17 protein-coding genes and 4 tRNA genes are annotated in these 21,492 nt (G+C 59.4%); 12 read left to right on the top strand and 9 right to left on the bottom strand.

All coding sequences use genetic code 11. The features are described 5' to 3' along the window. Positions 1-8 precede the first annotated feature (8 nt). The 3 genes from LOY38_RS21045 to LOY38_RS21035 are packed head-to-tail and all read left to right on the top strand — an operon-like array spanning position 9 to position 1,944. Positions 9-1,217, top strand: a complete 1,209-nt coding sequence (locus LOY38_RS21045) for an MFS transporter (protein ID WP_258696876.1) — start codon at positions 9-11, stop codon at positions 1,215-1,217. After that, positions 1,214-1,336 (top strand): hypothetical protein, encoded by a 123-nt coding sequence (locus LOY38_RS21040; RefSeq protein ID WP_258696875.1) that lies wholly within the window; start codon positions 1,214-1,216, stop codon positions 1,334-1,336. Before LOY38_RS21045 ends, LOY38_RS21040 begins: the two co-directional genes overlap by 4 nt. Positions 1,337-1,392: 56 nt before the next feature. After that, positions 1,393-1,944 (top strand): glutathione peroxidase, encoded by a 552-nt coding sequence (locus tag LOY38_RS21035; RefSeq protein ID WP_258696874.1) that lies wholly within the window; start codon positions 1,393-1,395, stop codon positions 1,942-1,944. Between the two features lie 89 nt (positions 1,945-2,033). On the opposite strand, the gene LOY38_RS21030 is transcribed toward LOY38_RS21035, so the two are convergent. The 3 genes from LOY38_RS21030 to LOY38_RS21020 all read right to left on the bottom strand — a co-directional run bounded on the left by LOY38_RS21030 (position 2,034) and on the right by LOY38_RS21020 (position 4,433). Next, a complete protein-coding gene (locus tag LOY38_RS21030; RefSeq protein WP_258696873.1) occupies positions 2,034-3,305 on the bottom strand; it encodes an OmpP1/FadL family transporter in 1,272 nt (423 codons plus the stop codon). Between the two features lie 145 nt (positions 3,306-3,450). Then, positions 3,451-3,933 (bottom strand): hypothetical protein, encoded by a 483-nt coding sequence (locus LOY38_RS21025; protein ID WP_046032924.1) that lies wholly within the window; start codon positions 3,931-3,933, stop codon positions 3,451-3,453. Between the two features lie 275 nt (positions 3,934-4,208). Further along, entirely contained in the window at positions 4,209-4,433 is a 225-nt protein-coding gene (locus LOY38_RS21020) for a hypothetical protein (RefSeq protein WP_007898912.1), read from the bottom strand. Between the two features lie 991 nt (positions 4,434-5,424). Here LOY38_RS21020 and LOY38_RS21015 point away from each other — a divergent pair. Further along, positions 5,425-5,748, top strand: a complete 324-nt coding sequence (locus LOY38_RS21015; protein ID WP_258696872.1) for a sel1 repeat family protein — start codon at positions 5,425-5,427, stop codon at positions 5,746-5,748. A 175-nt stretch (positions 5,749-5,923) separates the two neighbouring features. Beyond that, the gene (gene rmuC / locus LOY38_RS21010; protein WP_258700770.1) at positions 5,924-7,288 is read left to right on the top strand and encodes a DNA recombination protein RmuC; all 1,365 of its coding nucleotides are present in this window, start codon (positions 5,924-5,926) and stop codon (positions 7,286-7,288) included. A 142-nt stretch (positions 7,289-7,430) separates the two neighbouring features. On the opposite strand, the gene LOY38_RS21005 is transcribed toward rmuC, so the two are convergent. Beyond that, on the bottom strand, positions 7,431-10,901 hold the full coding sequence (locus tag LOY38_RS21005) for a PAS domain-containing hybrid sensor histidine kinase/response regulator (RefSeq protein WP_258696871.1): 3,471 nt from the start codon (positions 10,899-10,901) through the stop codon (positions 7,431-7,433). 365 nt (positions 10,902-11,266) lie between these two features. Here LOY38_RS21005 and LOY38_RS21000 point away from each other — a divergent pair, with 365 nt between their 5' ends. The 3 genes from LOY38_RS21000 (at position 11,267) to LOY38_RS20990 (ending at position 14,836) form a co-directional block, all read left to right on the top strand. Next, entirely contained in the window at positions 11,267-11,578 is a 312-nt protein-coding gene (locus LOY38_RS21000; RefSeq protein WP_258696870.1) for a cupin, read from the top strand. 105 nt (positions 11,579-11,683) lie between these two features. Continuing rightward, complete coding sequence (locus LOY38_RS20995) at positions 11,684-12,835, top strand: TDT family transporter (protein ID WP_258696869.1); 1,152 nt, start codon at positions 11,684-11,686, stop codon at positions 12,833-12,835. Between the two features lie 126 nt (positions 12,836-12,961). Continuing rightward, a complete protein-coding gene (locus tag LOY38_RS20990; protein WP_258696868.1) occupies positions 12,962-14,836 on the top strand; it encodes an MFS transporter in 1,875 nt (624 codons plus the stop codon). Between the two features lie 125 nt (positions 14,837-14,961). Here LOY38_RS20990 and sugE read toward each other — a convergent pair whose 3' ends face one another. The 3 genes from sugE to rdgC all read right to left on the bottom strand — a co-directional run bounded on the left by sugE (position 14,962) and on the right by rdgC (position 17,426). Continuing rightward, positions 14,962-15,276, bottom strand: a complete 315-nt coding sequence (sugE, locus tag LOY38_RS20985) for a quaternary ammonium compound efflux SMR transporter SugE (RefSeq protein ID WP_027922462.1) — start codon at positions 15,274-15,276, stop codon at positions 14,962-14,964. Between the two features lie 118 nt (positions 15,277-15,394). Next, positions 15,395-16,360, bottom strand: a complete 966-nt coding sequence (locus tag LOY38_RS20980; protein WP_258696867.1) for a bile acid:sodium symporter family protein — start codon at positions 16,358-16,360, stop codon at positions 15,395-15,397. Positions 16,361-16,505: 145 nt separating this feature from the next. Next, positions 16,506-17,426: a recombination-associated protein RdgC gene (gene rdgC / locus LOY38_RS20975; protein ID WP_258696866.1), complete on the bottom strand. Its 921-nt coding sequence runs from the start codon at positions 17,424-17,426 to the stop codon at positions 16,506-16,508. A gap of 161 nt (positions 17,427-17,587) precedes the next feature. On the opposite strand from rdgC, the gene LOY38_RS20970 reads away from it, so the two are divergent. The 4 genes from LOY38_RS20970 (at position 17,588) to LOY38_RS20955 (ending at position 18,124) form a co-directional block, all read left to right on the top strand. Then, a tRNA-Val gene (locus LOY38_RS20970) sits at positions 17,588-17,663 on the top strand. An 18-nt stretch (positions 17,664-17,681) separates the two neighbouring features. Continuing rightward, positions 17,682-17,758, top strand: a tRNA-Asp gene (locus LOY38_RS20965). A 198-nt stretch (positions 17,759-17,956) separates the two neighbouring features. Then, positions 17,957-18,032 (top strand) — tRNA-Val (locus LOY38_RS20960). 15 nt (positions 18,033-18,047) lie between these two features. Then, positions 18,048-18,124 (top strand) — tRNA-Asp (locus tag LOY38_RS20955). Between the two features lie 297 nt (positions 18,125-18,421). Here LOY38_RS20955 and LOY38_RS20950 read toward each other — a convergent pair. Continuing rightward, the gene (locus LOY38_RS20950) at positions 18,422-19,558 is read right to left on the bottom strand and encodes a catalase family protein (RefSeq protein WP_258696865.1); all 1,137 of its coding nucleotides are present in this window, start codon (positions 19,556-19,558) and stop codon (positions 18,422-18,424) included. A gap of 3 nt (positions 19,559-19,561) precedes the next feature. Next, positions 19,562-21,394, bottom strand: a complete 1,833-nt coding sequence (locus tag LOY38_RS20945) for a cytochrome c (protein WP_258696864.1) — start codon at positions 21,392-21,394, stop codon at positions 19,562-19,564. Between the last annotated feature and the right edge of the window lie 98 nt (positions 21,395-21,492).

Raw genomic sequence — 21,492 nt, 5'->3', positions numbered from 1 at the left:
GAGCAAGAATGACATCAATGTGGCGTACATGCGGTTGGGTGCTGTTGGGCAGTGCGCTGATTCTGGCGTTGTCCCTGGGAGTGCGACACGGCTTCGGGTTGTTTCTGGCGCCCATGAGTGCCGAGTTCGGCTGGGGCCGCGAAGTGTTTGCCTTCGCCATTGCCCTGCAGAACCTGATCTGGGGCCTGGCGCAGCCGTTCACCGGTGCACTGGCCGACCGCTTTGGCGCCGCGAAGGTGGTGTTGATCGGGGGTGTGCTGTACGCCCTGGGTCTGGTGTTCATGGGCTTGTCCGATTCGGCGCTAACCTTGTCCTTGAGCGCAGGGTTGTTGATCGGTATCGGTCTGTCCGGCACTTCGTTCTCGGTGATTCTCGGCGTGGTCGGCCGTGCCGTGCCACCGGAAAAACGCAGCATGGGCATGGGCATCGCCAGTGCTGCCGGTTCCTTTGGTCAATTCGCCATGTTGCCCGGTACGCTGGGGTTGATCGGCTGGCTTGGCTGGTCCGCGGCTTTGCTGGTGCTGGGCCTGCTGGTGGCGCTGATCGTGCCGCTGGTGAGCATGCTTAAAGACAAACCGCTGCCGATCCTCGGGCACGAGCAAACCCTTTCTGAAGCGCTGCGCGAAGCCTGCTCCCATTCGGGGTTCTGGCTGTTGGCGTTCGGCTTTTTTGTCTGTGGTTTTCAAGTGGTGTTCATTGGTGTGCACCTGCCGGCCTATCTGGTGGATCAACATTTGCCGGCCTCCGTCGGCACCACGGTGCTGGCGCTGATCGGGCTGTTCAATATTTTCGGTACTTATACCGCGGGCTGGCTTGGCGGGCGGATGTCCAAGCCGCGCTTGCTCACCGCTCTGTATCTGTTGCGAGCGGTGGTGATTGTGCTGTTCCTCTGGGCGCCGGTCACTCAAGTCACGGCTTATTTGTTCGGCATGGCCATGGGGTTCCTCTGGTTGTCGACGGTGCCCTTGACCAACGGCACGGTAGCGACCTTGTTCGGCGTACGAAATCTGTCCATGCTCGGTGGGATTGTTTTCCTGTTCCACCAACTGGGCTCGTTCCTTGGTGGCTGGTTGGGCGGGGTGGTGTATGACCGAACCGGGAGCTACGACTTGATCTGGCAGGTGGCGGTTCTCTTGAGTCTGGTGGCGGCAGCCCTGAACTGGCCGGTGCGCGAGCAGCCGGTGGCGCGTCTGCAAACCCGGATGAGTGCCGCATGAACAGTCTCTGGCCGCGGATGGCTGCAATCGCCCTCGGCGTATTGCTGCTGGCCTTGGCATGGTGGGGCTGGCATCGGGGTGGGCTGGCGTTGATGCAGTTGGGCATGGGGGCTTGCTAGCAAGCGGCGAAGGCGCGTAATTTCGTTTTCTGACGATTGCTCAAGGATGCACCGACATGCTGATGCGCTGGCTTGCAGTCCCCGCGTTGCTGACGGCTTTTGCCGGGTTGGCCCAGGCGGCAGAATGCCCGGAGTTGTTGCAAGGCTCATTGCCCAAGCTGCGTGCCAAGGAATCCATCGATCTGTGCCAGCGCTTCGCCGGCAAGCCACTGGTGGTGGTCAATACCGCGAGCTTCTGTGGCTTCGCCCCGCAGTTCAAAGGGCTTGAGGCGCTGTATCAGCGTTACAAGGATCAAGGGCTTGAGGTGATCGGTGTTCCGTCCAATGACTTCAAACAAGAGTCCAAAGATGGCGCAGAGACTGCCAAGGTCTGCTACGTGAACTACGGCGTAACCTTCACCATGACCGAGTCGCAAAAGGTCCGCGGCGATGACGCAACGCATTTATTCAAGGTTCTTGCTGAACAAAGCAGTTCGCCGAAGTGGAATTTCTACAAGTACGTGGTTGATCGCCAGGGCAAGGTGATCGCCAATTTCTCCAGCCTGACCAAGCCCGACAATCCCGAGTTCATCGAGGCGGTGGAGAAAGCCCTTGCCTCGAAACCCTGATCGACGCGCACTAAAAAGCCCTGCCTCTATACAAGAGTGCGGGGCTTTTTCAATTCAGGCGGCGAGGGGTTCAGGTTCGCCGTGAATCATCAGAAACGGTAGGTCGCGCCTACACCGAAACCGTTCGCCGAGTTTTCATACGTGGCGTTGTAGGTCTGGCCACGGTTGTTGCTGTTGTTGATCTTGACCGACTCTTCACGCAGGTACGAGTACGCCACATCGATGGTCAGGTCGTCGGTCGGGCTCCAGCCGGCGCCCAGGCTGAAAATCTTGCGATCGCCCGTCGGGATCCGTGGGGAACGGTTGACGTTGTTGGTCGGTGCCTGGTCGAAGGACAGGCCGGTACGCAGTACCCATTCCTTGTTCAACTGGTAGGACGCGCCGATGGCGTGAGCCCAGGTGTCGTGCCAGTTCTGCTCTTCGGTGATGGTGCCGAACTGGCCATTCAGGATGGTCGGCACGCCTTTGTTTTCGGCGGAGATTTCTTTCAGGCGGCTCCAGCGAGTCCAGGTGCTGCCTGCGTAGAGGGTCCACTTGTCATCCAGCTGATGAGTGAGCGAGAGGTCGACCGACTCAGGCGTGGTCACGTCCAGCGAAGCATCATACTTCTGGCTTGGGCTTTGGCCCACGGCCGCGAGGACGTTGTAGTTGACCTTGGTGTCGCCTTCGAGCTTGTACTTCACTTTCGAGTGGTAGGTCAGGCCGACGCGCGTGCTGTCGGTGGCTTGAACCAGTACGCCGACGTTGTAGCCCAGCGCGGTGTCGTCACCCTTGATCTTGACCTTGCCGTCCGGCGCGGCCTGGGTGATCGACAGATTCGATTCCAGGGTGCCGGTAATGCGGTTGATGGTCGGACCGAAGCCGATCGACACCTTATCGTTGAAGGCGTAGCTGACAGTCGGTTGCAAGGTCATGACTTTTACGTCGCTCTTGCTGCCGAAGTAACGGCCGGCAAAGCCTTTCTCGTAGTCAGTCACCAGGCCGAACGGGGCGTACATGCCAATACCGAATGCCCAATGGTCATCGATTGGCTTGACGTAGTAACCCATCGGCACGGCGAGGAGGGGAACCATGTCGCCATCGTTGCTGCCGCTGTTCGGGCGGGAGCTGGCGTGGCTGATATCCGTGTGTGCGTCGAGCAGTGCGACGCCGCCGGTCACTTGTTCGCGCTTGAGGCGAGACATGCCAGCAGGGTTGCCGAAAATGGTGCTTGCGTCGTCGGCAGAGGAAGATCGCCCGGCAAAACCTGTACCCATCCCGCTGATGCTTTGTTCGTTGATGGCAAAGCCAGCTGCAAAGATCTGGGTGGATGCCAAGGCAACGGCGAGGCTAAGGGTGGTTTTGAGCATTACTTTTTTCATTATTAGAACTCCTGGTGATCACCGGAGCGGAAATTACCAATATTTTCGTCCGGGCGCTATAGCCCGTATCGCTTGAGTTAGAGCGGTTTTGTAGGACAATCCGACCAAATTCGCGCCTATTTGGCGATTTTTGAAACGGGGGTGGTCAGCAGGCGACCTGATTCAGCGGTGAAACACAGGTTTGCCAGGCGCAGGTGAAATCTCTGAGACGTCCTTGGGGCTGGAAGGTCTGGCGCCAGATTCGGGCCATTCCCAACAAGTCATCGGCGGCGGGGAGGGGAGTGTTCTGTTCTTCTACCAGCAGCCAGGCGATGGCGGTGGCGTAGCGCAGGTTGACGGTCAATTCGAGGTGCGGTCCGCTTAAAAAAGCATGCTGACTGGCCAGTCCGCGGACCAGGCTCGCCCGTTCCGGGTCCAGGGCCAGGTAGTGATCCCAAAGGGCCTGGTGGCGGGGTTCGGCGATTCGGTACAGGCCATGTCCACGGCGGTCATGCAGGGCTGAGCCAAGGGCAGACTGACTGGCGGCAATGCCCAGCAGCAGGGATTCGGCAGTCGCGCTATGGCGTCCGAGGTAGATCAATGTCGGACGGATCACATAACGGCACAGTTCGCTGGCAGCGATACCCATAACGCCCTCGAAACATGAAGTGGTCGGCGATACCTGAAGGAGGCCTTGGCAGCAATGAATCGAATCAGGTTCGCCGGAAGCGGCTCAAGCCGCTTGAGTTGAAGTGTAGTGTCATTATTTTGCTGTAAAGGACTGTTTTTAAAATATTTCCGGCTTCGAGTTATAACCGTTATATCGGTTGGTGCTTAGCCGTGGGGCACGAAATGAGAAATATCGGGCAATAAAAAGCCCCGCTTTTCAGCGGGGCTTTTGAGGTTTTCAGCCTTTCTGGCGTCTCAGGCAACCAGTGCCTGGCGAGTACGCTCGATCACAGCCTGCAGCGGTTCTGCGCTGGAGTATTGATCGGGGTACAGGCGTTCGCTATGACGAGCGATGCCGTGTTCGTTGACCAGAGTAAAGCTGAAGCAGCCTTTGCGAGCGGCCATGATCAGGCAGTTCATTGGTGCAAAAGCGTTGGTTAGGGTGCGAATGGCATCCTGAGTGTGGATTTGAGTAGACATGATTGGGTGTTCCTACAAGCGACACGGATAAGAACCGTGCAAAGTTAAAACGTTCCAGTGACGACGACCACCATTGGTCGAACGAAGAACCCGACTGGAACAAAGCAGCCAGTTTGAAGCGCTGATAAGTTGGCGCGCTTGGGCTGGCAGGTAGGTACTTAGGAGGGCAGGCGACACATCAAGGGCAAAGGTTCTGGGCCCGGGGTGAAGATCCTGATCAATTTGCAGGTTGGTTCGGTCAGAGTAAGTGAGCTTCGCAACACCCTTTGCTTTCGATTCAAAGGCTGTGTTGGCGCAAGATTTACCTGGAAACCATCGAGGTGGTCGATCCCGCTTTGTCGGTGGAGGCTTCTTCAGGAAGGCTGACCGGGGGGATTTGTTCGACCAGAATTGACTTTCAGCTTGGTACTAACGCCGCGGATACTAACGGATTGAGTGGCCGAAGGGAAGCCTGTTCGTAAAAAGATCGCTGGAGTGCCTGCCGACCACGCCTGGATGAGTTATCGGAAAAGTCTACTTGCAGACATGTGCCCCCTAATAGCCCGGAACCCGGCTGTTGTCCTGAGAGGACGATCGAGCCAGGATCAATCGGTAGCGCGGGTTGCCCGGGTTTATCCCCAGGTGTTGCCGACAAAACGCGCCGAAAAAGCGCATCGATATAACCGCCTCGCAGGGACTTGTGCACATAAGTTGCGCGGGTTGTCATTCCACTGTCATCCTCGCCTCAACGGGGGTGGCTGCCTGTAACGAAAATTTAAGTCAATGAAAAACATCGCTTTTTTTTACTGGTGAAAAAATCGTCAGTTTGACTGCGGGCCCCATTCCACACGGCTTTGCGCGAGTTCAAGGGCGGTTGTCCACTGAGTTATCCACAGCTTCTGTGGATTGTCCCAAGCACTTGCTCTAGGACGGGCGTGCAGGCTTTTTCCGGCTTTACCTGTACGAAAAAAAGAGTAGAGTGCGCGCCTTCCGATCTGCCCCACAGTGCTTTATGAAGTTTCGCTCAGTATCAGTCTCTGCTGCCTCAACAACCTCCAGTGTTACCCCACCCAAGCGCTTTTCGATGCGTGTGGCCGAGTGGCTACTGGACAGCCCGCGCCTGGGCGAAAATTCCAACGTCAAACACTTGGCCGGACGTCTGCTCAAGCAGCCTGCCCGTGACGGCGTCGTGGCCGCGCAAAGCCGCCTCGGCCAGCTGATGTGCCGCGAATGCGGTAATGCCCGGGATCGCCGCATTGGCCAGGAGCTGTTGCGTCAGGCCGCGCGTGCCGGGGACCGACGCGCCCGACAGGAACTCGGCCTGATCGAAGACTGAGCTGTCCAAGACCTGACGCCTTGGTTAACCTTCACGCTTTATCGAATCGGCAGGAGTGGCTATGGCGATGGACTTGACCAGCGCATTGCTGGGGCTGGCGGGCGCTGCGTTGCCGTTACTGGTACTGGCCTGGCAACTTCAGCGTCGGGCGAGCGCGGGGCAGGCCGAACTGGCGTTGCTGGAAGAGCGCCTCGCCATGGCCCAGCTGACGCAGGACGGCTTGAATGCCCAGCTCGACACCTGCCGTGATGAAATCGCTGACCTGAGCCAGGCCAACGCCGCCAAACAGGCTGATCTGGCCGCCGTGCGCCGTGAGGTCGAACTGCTCCAGATCGAACGCGACGACGCCCGCGACGCGGCCCACGCCTGGAACATCGAACGCGCCGGCAAAGAGGCTGAGTTGCGTCGCCTGGACGCTCAGGCCGCCTCCCTCAATGCCGAGCTGCGCGAGCAACAGGAAAGCCATCAACAGCGCCTCAACGACCTGCAAGGCTCGCGAGACGAGCTGCGGGCGCAGTTCGCCGAGCTGGCGGGCAAGATTTTCGATGAGCGTGAGCAGCGCTTTGCCGAAACCAGCCAGCAGCGATTGGGGCAATTGCTCGATCCGTTGAAGGAACGTATCCAGTCGTTCGAAAAACGCGTCGAGGAAAGTTATCAGGCCGAGGCCCGCGAGCGCTTTTCCCTGGCCAGGGAACTGGAACGGCTGCAACAACTGAACCTGCGCCTGAGCGACGAAGCCACCAACCTGACGCGCGCCTTGAAAGGGCAGAAAACCCAAGGCAATTGGGGCGAACTGATTCTCGAACGGGTGCTTGAGCACGCGGGCCTGGAGAAGGGGCGTGAGTACCAGACTCAGGTCAATCTCAAGGGGCCGGATGGTGAGCGATTCCAGCCGGATGTGATTATTTATCTGCCCGGCGACAAACAGGTTGTGGTCGATTCCAAGGTCAGCCTCACGGCCTATCAACAATATGTGGCGGCAGAGGACGACAGCATCGGCCAGATCGCCATCAAGCAGCACGTGCTGTCCCTGCGAAATCACGTCAAAGGCCTGGCGGGTAAGGACTACAAGCGGCTCGACGGTTTGCACAGCCTGGATTTCGTCCTGCTTTTCGTCCCGATCGAAGCGGCATTTTCCGCGGCGTTGCAAGCTGAGCCAACGCTGTTTCAGGAGGCTTTCGACCGCAATATCGTGATTGTCAGTCCGACCACGTTGCTGGCCACCTTGCGGGTCATCGACAGCCTGTGGAAACAGGAGCGGCAGAGCCAGAACGCCCGGGAAATCGCCGAGCGTGCCGGTTGGCTGTACGACAAGTTCGTGTTGTTCATTCAGGATCTGGACGAGGTCGGCAATCGCTTGCAGCAACTGGACAAGGCCTACAGCTCTGCACGCAATAAACTGACAGAAGGCCGTGGCAACCTGGTCAGTCGCAGTGAACAGCTCAAATTGCTTGGGGCGCGGGCCAGCAAGAGCTTGCCGGCGGACCTGCTGGAGCGGGCGATGACCGATGTCGATGGCTTGGCCGAATTGCCGGAGTAGCCGAAAAGCTTCGCGGGCAAGCCCGCTCCCACAGTGGATTGGTGTTGTTGCACAAATAGAGTGAAACACCACAAACCCCTGTGGGAGCGGGCTTGCCCGCGAAGGCGTCAATCGCCCCACTACAGGGTGCAAGCTTGCCGCTTTACAACGGCAAATGCCGACTCAACAACGCCCGCAACGCCGCCGGTTTCACCGGTTTGGCCAGGTAATCCAGGCCCGCGGCATGCACCTGGGCCACCGTCTCTGGCCGTCCATCGGCACTGATCACCACCCCCGGCACCGGCTCGCCCAGTTGCGTGCGCAACCACGCCATCAACTCGGTTCCGGTCTCGCCATCGTCCAGGTGGTAATCCACCAGTGCCAACTGCGGGCGCACCCCGTCGCCAAGCAGCGTCGCGCATTCATCACGGTTGCGTGCGGTCCAGACCTGGCAACCCCAGCGTGTCAACAAACTGTTCATGCCGATCAGGATGCTGTCTTCGTTATCGATACACAGCACCTGCGCGCCGCTGAGCAAATGACCATTGAGTTCGGCGACTTTGGCCGGCGTCGCGGTTTGTGCCCGAGCCAACGGCACGCTGACACTGAACACGCTGCCGCGACCCGGCCAGGAACGCACGCGCAAGGAGTGACCCAGTACGCGACACAACCCATCGGCAATCGCCAGCCCCAGGCCCAGCCCTTTCTCGGCCCGGGTCTGGTGGCTGTCGAGGCGTTTGAACTCTTCGAAAATCACCTGCTGTTTGTCTTCCGGAATGCCCGGTCCACGGTCCCAGACTTCCAGGCACAGCTCACCCTTGCATCGCCGAACGCCAAGCAGTATTGGCCCTTTGGCGTAGCGGAAGGCATTGGTCAGGAAGTTCTGCAAGATCCGCCGCAACAGTTTGATGTCGCTGTCGACCCGCAGCGAACTGCCCCGGACGCGGAATTTCAGCCCTTGTTCTTGCGCCAGAGCCTTGAACTCGGCACCCAGCGTGTCAAACAACTCATTGAGCACGAAGGGCTTGCGATCAGGGTTGATCTTGCCGCTTTCCAGGCGGGAAATGTCCAGCAGGTCGCTGATCAAGTCTTCGGCCGAGCGCAGTGAACTGTCCAGGTGATGAACCAGTTTCCGGGTCTCGCTGGACAAGCCGTCTTCCTGATGGGAGAGGGCGGCAGAGAACAGTCGCGCGGCGTTCAGCGGTTGCATCAAGTCATGGCTGACGGCGGCCAGGAAACGGGTTTTCGACTGGTTGGCCGATTCGGCGGTGCCCTTGGCTTCGGTCAGGGCAAGGTTGAGTTGCGACAATTCGTGGGTCCGTTCGGTGACCCGTTGTTCGAGGCCTTCATTGGCTTCGGTCAGCGCCTTCTCGGCCTCGCGGAACGCGGTGATGTCGGTGAAACTCATGACGAAACCACCGCCGGGCATCGGGTTGCCGATCAGCTCGATCACTCGGCCGTTGGGGAACAGCCGCTCGGAGGTATGAGCCCGGCCCTGACGCATCCAGTGCAAGCGGCGGGCAACGTGCACTTCCGCTTCGCCGGGGCCGCACAGGCCGCGCTCGGCGTTGTAGCGAATAATGTCGGCGATCGGCCGGCCAACGCTGATCAAGCCGTCGGGGTAGTTGAACAGCTCAAGGTAACGCCGGTTCCAGGCCACCAGTTTCAGCGACTGGTCGACCACGCTGATGCCCTGGGTGATGTTCTCGATGGCGCCTTGCAGCAGGGCGCGGTTGAACTGCAGCACTTCCGAGGTTTCGTCGGCGATTCGCACGACATCCTCGAGTTGCATCTCCCGACCTTCGATGGCGGCTTTTACCACCGCCCGAGTCGATGACGCGCCGAGTACACCGGCCAGCAAGCGTTCGGTATGGGCGATCCATTCACCGTCGGCGTTCAGGTTCGGGTTGAAGCCTTTGCCCTGGCGGTAGGCGAAACGGATGAAACTCTGACGAGCCCGTTCTTCGCCGACGAAACGGGCGGCCAGTTGCAGCAAGTCGTTGATCTGTACCGCCAGCATCGAACGAGCGTTGGGGCGGGCGCTGATTTCCTGGCCAATGAAGCGACCGGCCTGCCAGTGCTCCGAAACCCGCGTGCGCGACAACACTGAGACCCAGGCGAACAAAGTGAAGTTGCCCGCCAGGGACAGCACCACGCCTTGAGTCAGCGGTGTGATCGGCAGGTTCAACGGGTTGCCTTGCAGCCAGGCCAGGCCCGGAAAACTGCTCAGGGGCAAGCCGAGACTGTTGGCGGCGATCGGCAACACCAGGGTGTAGAACCAGAGGAACGTCCCGGTGGCCAGCCCGGCGAACACGCCACGACGGTTAGCCTGTTTCCAGTACAGCGCGCCGAGCATGGCGGGGGCCAGTTGGGTCACGGCGGCGAAGGCGATCTGGCCGATGGTCGCCAGGCTCGCGGTCGAGCCCAGAAGACGATAGCTGACGTAGGCCAGCAGCAGAATGACCACGATGCTGACTCGGCGTACCGAAAGCATCCACTGGCGGAACACTTCGAATGGTCGCTCGGCGTTGTTACGCCGCAGCAACCACGGCAGCAGCATGTCGTTGGAGAGCATGGTCGACAGCGCCACGCTGGCGACGATCACCATGCCGGTCGCCGCCGAAGCGCCACCGATAAACGCCAGCATCGCCAGGGCCGGGTGAGATTGGGCCAGGGGCAGGCTGATGACGAATGAATCCGGCAGCACCGAACTGGGCAGCATCATCTGACCGGCCAGTGCGATCGGCACGACAAACAATGCCGCCAGCGCCAGATAGGCCGGGAACACCCACTTGGCCAGACGCAGGTCCTGGGGGTCGATGTTTTCCACCACGGTCACATGGAACTGCCGGGGCAGGCAGATGATCGCCATCATCGCCACACCGGTCTGCACCACCATGGACGGCCAGTTGATGGTTTCTTTCCAGTACGCTTCAAGGCGCGGGGCGAGCATGGCCTGGTCGAACAGGTCGTCGAAACCGTCGTACAGGCCGTAGGTCACGAACGCGCCGACCGCGAGAAAAGCGAACAGTTTGACCAGCGATTCAAAGGCAATCGCCAGCACCATGCCGCGGTGGTGTTCCGTGGCGTCGAGGTTACGGGTGCCGAAAACGATGGTGAACAGCGCCAACACCAGGGATACGATCAGCGCCGTGTCCTGTGCGCGCGTGCCCATGGCGTCGGCGCCGGCGCCGATCAGCAGGTTTACACCCAGCACGATGCCCTTGAGCTGCAAGGCGATGTAAGGCAATACGCCGACCAGGCAGATCAGCGCCACCACCACCGCCAGGGACTGGGATTTGCCGTAGCGGGCGGCGATGAAGTCGGCGATGGAGGTGATGTTTTCCTGTTTGCTGATCATCACCATTTTTTGCAGGACCCACGGCGCGCACACCAGCAGCAGGATCGGCCCGAGGTAGATCGGCAGGAATGACCAGAGTTGTTCGGCCGCCTGGCCCACGGCGCCAAAGAACGTCCAACTGGTGCAATAGACGGCCAGCGACAGGCTGTACACCCAGGCACGCACCCGTGGCGGCAACGGCGTGCTGCGACGGTCGCCGTAAAAGGCGATGGCGAACAGGATGGCCATATAGGCCAGGGCGACGGTGGCGATCAGCCCGGTGGACAGTGACATGGGAACTCCAGACAGAAGACATCCGGGACTCCGCCCGGTCAGGATAGTCTCGCATGACCGCCTGAGTTAGTCAGTGTCGACCAAGGTCGTGGCGTGGCGGGGTGTCGCAGGTTGTGTATCCGTCAGATCCTGGTCGTCATTGCGGGCCTCATCGCGAGCAGGCTCGCTCCCACAGTTGATCTTCAGTGAACACAAAATAGGTGGGCACCCTCAATCCAATAATGTGGGAGCGAGCCTGCTCGCGATTGGCGGTATCACTGACTCAACGCAATATCGATCAACCGATGCAGTCCGTCAAAGCCTGTGGCGTCGATGTTCGATGACCGTTAGCCTTGGCGCTGCCATTCATTTCGACGGACCGCCCCATGAAGATCATCCGCAGCAAATCCTTCACCGGCGATCGTGCCTGGGCGGCGCTGGACATTGCCAACATGAACGGCATCACCACTCGTTTGCACTGGACCGATCAGCCCTATAAATGGCACGTGAACGATGGCCAGGAAGTGTTCGTGGTGCTCGATGGGCAAGTGCAAATGCGTTATCGCGAAGAGGGCCTGGAGAAGGAAACGCTGCTCGAGGTCGGCGATATTTTTTATGCGTCGGTGGGCACCGAGCATGTGGCTCATCCGTTGGGTGTGGCGAGAATATTGGTGGTCGAGACGGAAGGCAGCGTCTGATCTATTATCTGCAAAATAGATAACAGATAGAGATATTACCCGTTATATCGATATTCGATTTGGATCTACCATGAGCTCCACCTCACTAGAGGACAGGAGTTCACCATGACCTGCACCCAAAGCGTTAAGCCCGGTATCAAACCGTTCAGTCATTTGCAGCACCCTCGAGAAGCCATCCGCCAATTCACCCCCAACTGGTTCGCAGCGACCATGGGCACGGGTGTATTGGCGCTGGCGCTTGCGCAATTGCCGGTGTCGATTCCCGGTTTGCATGCGTTTGCCGAAAGCCTGTGGCTGTTCAATATCGCCTTGTTTGTTTTGTTCACGACCCTGTATGCCGCGCGTTGGGCAATGTTCTTCGACGAGGCGCGGCGGATTTTCGGCCATTCCACGGTTTCGATGTTTTTCGGCACCATTCCCATGGGGCTTGCGACCATCATCAATGGCTTTCTGTTGTTCGGTCTGCCGCGCTGGGGCGACGGCGTGATCCATGTCGCCGAAGTACTGTGGTGGCTGGACGTGGCGATGTCGCTGGCTTGCGGCGTACTGATTCCCTACATGATGTTCACCCGTCAGGAACACAGCATCGACCAGATGACCGCCGTCTGGCTGTTGCCGGTGGTGGCGGCGGAAGTGGCGGCTGCCAGCGGCGGCCTGCTGGCACCGCACCTAGCCGATGCTCATTCACAATGGGTGGTGCTGGTCACCAGCTATGTGCTCTGGGCCTTTTCCCTGCCGGTGGCGTTCAGCATTCTGACTATCCTGTTGTTGCGCATGGCGTTGCATAAGTTGCCCCACGAGAATATGGCTGCCTCGAGCTGGCTGGCCCTCGGCCCGATTGGCACCGGTGCGTTGGGTATGTTGCTGTTGGGCGCCGACGCGCCGGCGATCTTTGCCGCCAACGGTCTGCCGGGTATCGGTGAAATAGCGGCGGGGCTTGGGTTGGTGGCCGGCATCACGCTGTGGGGCTTCGGGCTTTGGTGGATGCTGATGGCGCTGCTGATCACCGTGCGTTACTTGCGCGCCGGTATCCCGTTCAACCTCGGCTGGTGGGGCTTCACGTTCCCGCTGGGCGTCTACTCCCTGGCCACGCTGAAACTGGCCAGCACCTTGAACCTGGCGTTTTTCAGTGTCTTTGGTTGCGTGTTGGTGGCCATGTTGGCGGTGATGTGGCTGATTGTCGCCAAACGTACCGTGCAGGGGGCGTGGCGGGGCGAGTTGTTTGTGTCGCCGTGTATCGCAGGATTAAAGAAATAACCGGCAAAGATTAGGTAATGTGTGGCCTGGATGGACGTTCGATATTCCAATAACAGCATTCACACCACTCTCTACCCAAAATCAGCTACCCAAAATCAGCTACCCAAAATCAGGGACACATGGAAGATGAGTCACCCCTCGCAGTTCACCTTGCTTCGCACTCGGCGCTTCCTGCCGTTTTTTGTCACGCAGTCCCTCGGGGCCTTCAACGACAACATCTTCAAGCAGTCGCTGATCCTCGCCATTTTGTACAAGCTGACGATTGAGGGTGACCGTTCGATCTGGGTCAACTTGTGTGCGTTGCTGTTTATCCTGCCGTTCTTCCTGTTCTCGGCGCTGGCCGGGCAGTTCGGGGAAAAATTCGCCAAGGACGCGCTGATCCGTCTGATCAAGCTCGGGGAAATCGTCATCATGGCGGTGGGCGCGGTCGGTTTCATGTTCGATCATCTGTCGCTGATGCTGGTGGCGCTGTTTGCCATGGGCACCCACTCGGCGCTGTTCGGGCCAGTGAAATACTCGATCCTGCCGCAGGCCTTGCGCGAAGAAGAGCTGGTGGGCGGAAACGGCCTGGTGGAAATGGGCACCTTTCTGGCAATTCTCGCCGGGACGATTGGCGCCGGAATCATGATGTCCGCCAGCAACTACGCGCCGGTGGTGTCCACGGCAATCATCGGTATCGCGGTGCTCGGTTACCTGGCCAGCCGCAGCATTCCCCGGGCCGCGGCGGCATCGCCGCAAATGCGCCTGAACTGGAACATCTTCAGCCAGTCCTGGGCCACCTTGAAACTGGGCCTGGGGCAAACCCCTGCGGTATCGCGCTCGATCGTCGGCAACTCCTGGTTCTGGTTCGTCGGGGCGATTTATCTGACGCAAATCCCGGCGTATGCCAAGGAATGGATGCACGGCGACGAGACTGTGGTGACGTTGATTCTTACGGTGTTCTCGGTCGGTATCGCACTGGGTTCGATGCTCTGCGAGAAACTCTCCGGACGCAAAGTCGAGATCGGTCTGGTGCCGTTCGGCTCGTTCGGTCTGACCGTATTTGGCCTGTTGCTGTGGTGGCATTCCGGTGGGATTCCGGACAGCGTTGCCGGCCATGGCTGGATCGAAGTTCTTGGCTTCGGTCACACCTGGATGGTGTTGATCGACATTCTGGGGCTTGGGGTCTTCGGTGGTTTCTACATCGTGCCGCTGTATGCATTGATCCAGTCGCGCACCGTCGAGAACGAACGGGCCCGAGTGATCGCCGCCAACAACATTCTCAACGCTCTGTTCATGGTGGTGTCGGCGATTGTGTCGATCGTCTTGCTGAGCATCGCCAAACTGTCGATCCCGCAGCTGTTCCTGGTGGTCTCGCTGCTGAACATTGGCGTCAACGCTTACATCTTCAAAATCGTCCCGGAATTCAGCATGCGCTTCATGATCTGGCTGCTTGGCCATTCCATGTACCGTGTCGAGCATCGCAACCTGGACCTGATTCCCGATGAAGGCGCGGCGCTGCTGGTTTGCAACCATGTGTCGTTCGTCGACGCGTTGCTGATTGGCGGCGCAGTGCGTCGGCCGATTCGCTTTGTGATGTATTACAAAATCTACAACCTGCCGGTGCTGAACTTCATCTTCCGCACGGCCGGGACAATTCCGATAGCGGGGCGTCAGGAAGACATCCAGATTTACGAAAAAGCCTTCACCCGTATCGCCCAGTACCTGAAGGACGGTGAGTTGGTGTGCATTTTCCCTGAAGGCAAATTGACCGCCGATGGCGAGATCAATGAGTTCAAGGGCGGGCTGAAGCGGATTCTCGAAGAAACGCCGGTGCCGGTGATTCCATTGGCGTTGCAGGGTTTGTGGGGGAGTTTCTTCAGCCGTGATCCGAACAAGGGCGTGTTTCGCAGGCTGTGGTCGCGGGTGACCTTGGTGGCGGGGCCGGCGGTGGCCGTTGAAGTGGCTGAGCCAGCGACGTTGCAAGGGTTGGTGGGGGAATTGCGTGGGGCCGTCAGGTAGTCGGCGATCGTGAGGGCCTCATCGCGGGCAAGCCCGGCTCCCACAAGGATTGATGATGTGTCCACACTATGTGGCACAACACAAAACCTGTGGGAGCCGGGCTTGCCCGCGATGGCGTCGGAGGCCTAAGCGCTAACCTTGAGCCCTACCAACCCGGCAATGATCAACGCCACACTGGCCAGCCGAAACAGCGCCATGGATTCACCAAACAAAATGATCCCGGCGATCACCGTGCCCACCGCACCCACGCCAGTCCAGATCGCATAGGCCGTGCCCAGCGGCAATTCCTTCATGGCAAGGCCCAGCAGGCCAAGGCTGATCGCCATGGCGGCAACGGTCAGTGCGGTAGGAAGAGGGCGACTGAAGCCGTCGGTGTATTTCAGGCCCACAGCCCAGCCGACTTCGAACAGGCCGGCAAAAAACAGAATGATCCAGGACATCAAGGACCTCCATCGATGGATGGGGTCGTCCCCGGATTAATCACTCGATCGAGCCGCGAGGTCGTCCTCGCGTTGCGCAATAGAGTGCCGATCATTAACCCGAGGATCAAGTTTCGGCTTAGTCAGTGGCCTGCTGAGCCGCGATTTGCCGATCTTGTTTCTCGCTCATGCGACGGAAATACGTCGAGAGCAGCGCCCCGGAAATGTTGTGCCAGACGCTGAACAACGCGCTTGGCACCGCCGCCAGCGGCGAGAAGTGTGCACTGGCCAGTGCCGCGCCCAGGCCGGAGTTCTGCATGCCGACTTCCAGTGCCAGGGATTTGCGCTGAGCCAGTGGCAGGTTGAACAGGCGCCCGGTGAAGTAACCCAACAAGTAGCCGAAGCTGTTGTGCAACATCACCACGGCCATGATCAGCAGACCGGATTCGGCAATCTTCGCCTGGCTGGCGGCCACCACAGCGGTGACGATGATCACGATGCTCACCACCGACACCAGCGGCAACACCTCCACCGCGTGGCGAACCCGATGCCCGAACACGCGCTGGGCAACCACGCCGAGCACGATCGGCAGCAGCACCACTTGCAGGATCGACCAGAACAGCTCCATGAACGACACCGGCAACCAGGCCGAGGCTAGCAGCCAGATCAGCGCGGGCGTCAGCAGCGGAGCGAGGAGGGTGGTGACGGCGGCAATGGCCACCGACAACGCCAGATCGCCGCGGGCCAGCCAGGTCATGACATTCGAGGAGGTGCCGCTTGGGCAGCAGCCGACCAGAATCACACCGACGGCGATCTCCGGCGGCAGGTGGAAAACCTGGCAGAGCAACCACGCCACACCGGGCATGATCACGAAATGGGCGACCACGCCCAGGGCCACGCGCCATGGATGGCGAGCGACTTCGGCGAAGTCTTCGAGCTTGAGGGTCAGGCCCATGCCGAACATCACCAGCCCCAGCAGCGGCACAATGGCGCCTTTCAAGCCGATGAACCAGGCCGGCTGCACAAACGCCACGACGGCGAAAATCAGTACCCAGTAAGCGAAGGTGTTGCCGACAAAACGACTCAATGCAGCCAATGCGCGCATGGCCTGATCCTTATTGTTAAGTAGCACCACAAAACCAATGTGGGAGCGAGCCTGCTCGCGATGAGGGACTGACATTCAACAATGATGTTGACTGAAACTCCGCTATCGCGAGCAGGCTCGCTCCCACAGGGGCAATCATTTGCCTTTAGATGCCTTGTGGCGTCTCTTCACCGCCCAACGCTTCAACCAGTGCCGGCAGGAAGTCGCCGAAGGTCAGCATCATCAGGGTGAAGCTGGCGTCCAGTTGGCCCAGTGCTTCGTCGCCACCGTCCTGTTCCGCCTGATCTTGCAGCAGGTCTTCGAACTTCAGGCGCTTGACCACCATTTTGTCGTCGAGCACGAACGACAGTTTGTCCTGCCAGGCCAGCGACAGTTGAGTGACCACTTTGCCGGTGCTCAGGTGCAGCTGGATTTCTTCGCTGGTCAGGTCCTGACGCTTGCAGCGCACGATGCCGCCGTCTTCGTGGGTGTCGCGCAGTTCGCACTCATCCAGCACGAAGAAGTCGTCCGCGGCTTTCTGGGTGGTGACCCACTCGGTCATGGTGGCGGTCGGCGACATTTTCACCGTCAACGGACGCACCGGCAGCGAACCGATCACTTCGCGCAGGGTGGACAGCAGGTCTTCGGCGCGTTTCGGGCTGGCCGAGTTCACCAGGATCAGGCCCTGTTTCGGCGCGATGGCGGCGAAGGTCGACGAGCGACGAATAAAGGCGCGGGGCAGGAACGCCTGGATGATTTCATCCTTGATCTGATCGCGTTCCTTTTTGTAGACCTTGCGCATTTGTTCGGCTTCGATCTCTTCGACCTTTTCCTTCACCGCATCACGCACGACGCTGCCCGGCAGAATGCGTTCTTCCTTACGGGCGGCGATCAGCAGGAAGTCTCCGCTGATGTGCACCAGCGGCGCGTCTTCGCCCTTGCCGAATGGCGCGACGAAACCGTAGGTGGTCAACTCCTGGCTTGCACATGGACGCGCCAGTTTGGTGGCCAGTGCAGTTTCCAACGCCTCGGCATCAAAAGGCAGATCTTGGGTCAGGCGATAGATAAGCAGGTTTTTGAACCACATGGGGTAAGTCTCTCCTTATATACAAAGGGGGGCATTATTCTCTTAGCGGCGCCATAGGCCAACCCTTCGCTAAGCCTTTGGAAGGCCTGAAAAAATTATTTAAAAAAGTGCTTGCCAGAGGTGTGGTCGCTCCGTAGAATGCGCGCCACACCGAAAGTGAAGGGTGATTAGCTCAGCTGGGAGAGCGTCTGCCTTACAAGCAGAATGTCGGCGGTTCGATCCCGTCATCACCCACCATTCGCTTTAGTGTTACGCGCAGCGGTAGTTCAGTCGGTTAGAATACCGGCCTGTCACGCCGGGGGTCGCGGGTTCGAGTCCCGTCCGCTGCGCCATATTCGGTAACCTGGAACGCTGAACGCCAGGTCACCACGGAAAAGCCCGCTAACGCGGGTTTTTTTCTGTCCAAGGTTTGAACGTTGTTCCTGCAGGTCGTGTCGTTTTACCGGTTTTCAGATTTTTTTGATTTTTTATCAATTAAATCAACACTTTATGAAAATCTGTGGCACAATGCGCCCCGCAACGAAGGTAAAGGGTGATTAGCTCAGCTGGGAGAGCGTCTGCCTTACAAGCAGAATGTCGGCGGTTCGATCCCGTCATCACCCACCACTTTCAACGCTACGCGCAGCGGTAGTTCAGTCGGTTAGAATACCGGCCTGTCACGCCGGGGGTCGCGGGTTCGAGTCCCGTCCGCTGCGCCATATTCGGTATCTGGAACACTGAACGCCAGATCACCACAGAAAGCCCGCTTAATGCGGGCTTTTTGCTGTCTGAGATTTGGCTTTTTAGCGGATCCACTGAAAAAGCGACCCGAACAGGTCAATGCCATTCAGTTAAGCCCGGAACCTGTGGGAGCGGGGCTTGCCCGCGATAGCGAACTGTCTGACACATCAATGGTGAATGTGCTGCCATCATCGCGGGCAAGCCCGCTCCCACAGGGATTTTGCTTAACTGACTGGCACTACCCGAACAGGTCGCTTTTTTCGTTTCTGTCTTGCCTATTGTTCGGCGTTACGGCTGTGCCGGTAGTCGCTGACGGCTTCGTACACTGCTTTGCGTAACCGGTTGATCCCACCAATCGGCCTATGGGCTTCCAGGCCGAACCACGGGTTGAACGACTGGTTGTCGCATTGCAGGTTCAGCGCCGGGGTGTCGAAGTCCTGGGCGGGCAGTTTGATCCTGGCCACGGTTTCGAAGGGTGCATCGCTTTCGCTCCACTCGATACTGGTGTCTTCGATCGGCATGTACTTGCCCGCATCCTGGCGCTGGATCTGCAAGACGAAACACGCCGGCACCCGGTCAGTCGACAACTGCTGGTTCAACGCGCTGCGCAGGAAGTTCGGCAGGTTTTGATTTTGCGTGGGCAGCACGTAGGCCGGGCAGCTATCAGGATCCGGCATCACCCGGAATTTGGCGTTGGCTTCACCAAACTTGTACGGCGAAACCGAAAAGTAGGTGGTCTGGGTCGGGCTTGCGGGGGCAGGGGAGAGTGTCGCCAACGCAATAAACAGATGGCGAACCTGCCAGGTGCGCGGGTCCCAACCCGGAAAGAACGCCATCACTTTTTTGCCGTCTGCCTGAGCGGCCACATTCTGACGATACTCGGCGACATCGCTGACGAAGAAGTTCGGATGGTTGAACATCACGAAGTCCTGTTCGTTGTGCCCTTGTCGGTCACTCAGCAACTGTTTACCCGGCACATCGAACAACTTGATCGCCATGCCCCGGGCATCGCGGATGCTGTCGAACTGCGGATAGGCATTGCCGTTGGACAGCCGCACCGTCGCCTGCCAGGTTTTGCCGGGTTCGCTGAACACGCCTTGACGTAACGCCGTCGCCAGATCCGGCAACACCTGAACTTCAGCCTTCACACAGCCATGGGCCTTGGCGTGGGCGTCGCGCAGGTAGCGGGTACTTTCACGGTGTTGATCGACGATACGCACGGCCGTCTGAATGATGTCCTGTGTCATCGCCGCTTCGCCGCCCGGAATCAGTTCTTCAGCCGATACCGGGCCGCGATGCTGCCAGGCGGACCCTGCCGTGACCAGCGCCCAGCCGAGCAGGCCCAGACCCAACAACCACAGCAGGGTTTTGCCGAGGAAGGCGCCCAGGCGCAACCAGAGAGTGATCAGCATGGGTCAATCCTTATCGCTGAGGAGATGGTCAGGCAATTGCGACTCCAGCGGGCCGCCCAACACTTTCAGGTATTCCAGCAGCGCCCAGCGTTCTTCCGGTTGCAGCAGGCGACCGATCACGCCGTTACCACGCTCGCCTGCGCGGAACTCGTGGCCACTGTTGTGATTGCCGGTGATACGCGTGTCGAACACAAATCCGTTGTTGAAGGCTTCGGTGCGATAGCCCAAGTGTTTCGGATCGTATTCGAAGGTGCCCTTGTAGAACGTGGTCGGGCGTTCATCCTGGGGCGAAAGCAGTTGATAAATGCTCGGCACCGAACCGTTGTGCAGAAACGGCGGTGTGGCCCAGACGCCCGCCAGTGGTCGGGCTTTGTAGCTGCGCAACTCCTGAACGCCGATAGGCAGGCCGAAACCGTCCAGGTTCGGGCGCTCCGCCGGTGTCACATTGGCTTCGCGATAGGCCTGGTTGCTCACGAAAGCAGTGACATAAGCGAGCCCCTTGGCCACTGACAACTGGCTCAAATCCAAGGGTTCCGTGGGTTTGGGATGCAGTTGTACGTCCAGTTGCGCAAGCTCTGCCGGATCCCATTGCAAAGCCGTCAGATCGAAGCGATGGTCGGCAATATTGTTGGCGGCACCGGGGTCTGTGCCCATCACCTCCACGGGCAGCAATTTCAGATGTTGCACCGGTCTGCCATCGATTTGGGTGACGCGGGGCACGTGGCATCCGGCGCAGTTTTCAGTGAACAGGGCGCGGCCTTTTGCGGCCAGGGGCTTGTCGATGGTGCCCAGCAGGGTTTCCGGCCAGGCGGGCGGTTTGAGTCGTTGCAGGGTTTGCTCGATCCGGTACAGGTCGCGCACCCGGACGCTGGACGGGTAGCGGTCATCGCCCTTGAGGGGCTGCCCGCTGCTGTTGAAGAAGTTCAGCGTGGCGCCCACACCCAGGGCCTCGCCGATATTGCGGGCCATCGGTTGCTGCGCCGAACCGTTCCACTGCACCCAGTCGAAGGTCCACATGTCCCACAGTTGCGGGTAGTCCACCGGCGCGTTGGCCACGCGGTAGTTGGCGGGCGAAATGGCGTCGCCGAAGCTGGCGTTGGCAATGCGCCCGAAGGCGTCGGTGCGGCCAGGGCCTTCTTCGGTGGGGTAAAGGCCGCGATGGGTGTCGTTCCAGGCCACTTTCAAGAAGGTATCGAGGGAGACTTTGAAGTCCTGGCGTAGCTGTTGATGACGCGCGTCGTAGTCCTGACCCAAAACATTGCGCGCGAAACGTTCGAATTTCCACGGGTTGTAGTAAGTCGAGGCGAGGCTGGCCACCAGTGCCTGGCCGAAGCTGCCGCCGCGCAGGGTCGGGACGCTGGAGGGCAACACATGCTGGGCCGAACCGCCGTCAATGCGCACGGCCTGGCCATTGAAGCGTAATTCGCCGGTGTGGCAGGCGGCGCAGGTGATGTCCAGAAACTCGTCCTGGCTGCCGGGGTTTTGATGACGGGTAAAACCCACGGGCAGGTTTGCGGGATTGTTCGGCGTGGCTTTCAGGCTTGGGTCGATCAGAAAACCAAAGCGCGCGAGGTATTCGGGAGCGGCGAACCGGCTTTGCGAAAAGGGCAGTTCGAGGGCGTTGAACCAGTCATAGCGCAAGCCTTTGACCTGAGTGCCCTGAGGCGTGAAGTAGTAAGCCTGGCGGTCGGCAGCGCTCCATTGCTCCAGGTAATGCACCTGTTGCGCGGGGGACCAGGCTGGCAATTTCGGGTTGGCGACGTAGTACAGCACCACGGCGAGGCCCAGGCCCAGCAATACGGCGATCAGAATCAGCAAGCGGAATATGAGGCGCAAGAGAAACATCCTTGTCAATTTGTAGCTCTCTTATGCCTCAGCTGACGAGGTGCGGCAAGAGGCCATTACTCCAGAGGCTGTGGGAACCGGTATCCGGG

Source organism: Pseudomonas sp. B21-015 (assembly GCF_024749285.1).
Taxonomy (GTDB): Bacteria; Pseudomonadota; Gammaproteobacteria; order Pseudomonadales; family Pseudomonadaceae; genus Aquipseudomonas.
This window is presented reverse-complemented; position numbering and strand designations above follow the sequence as displayed.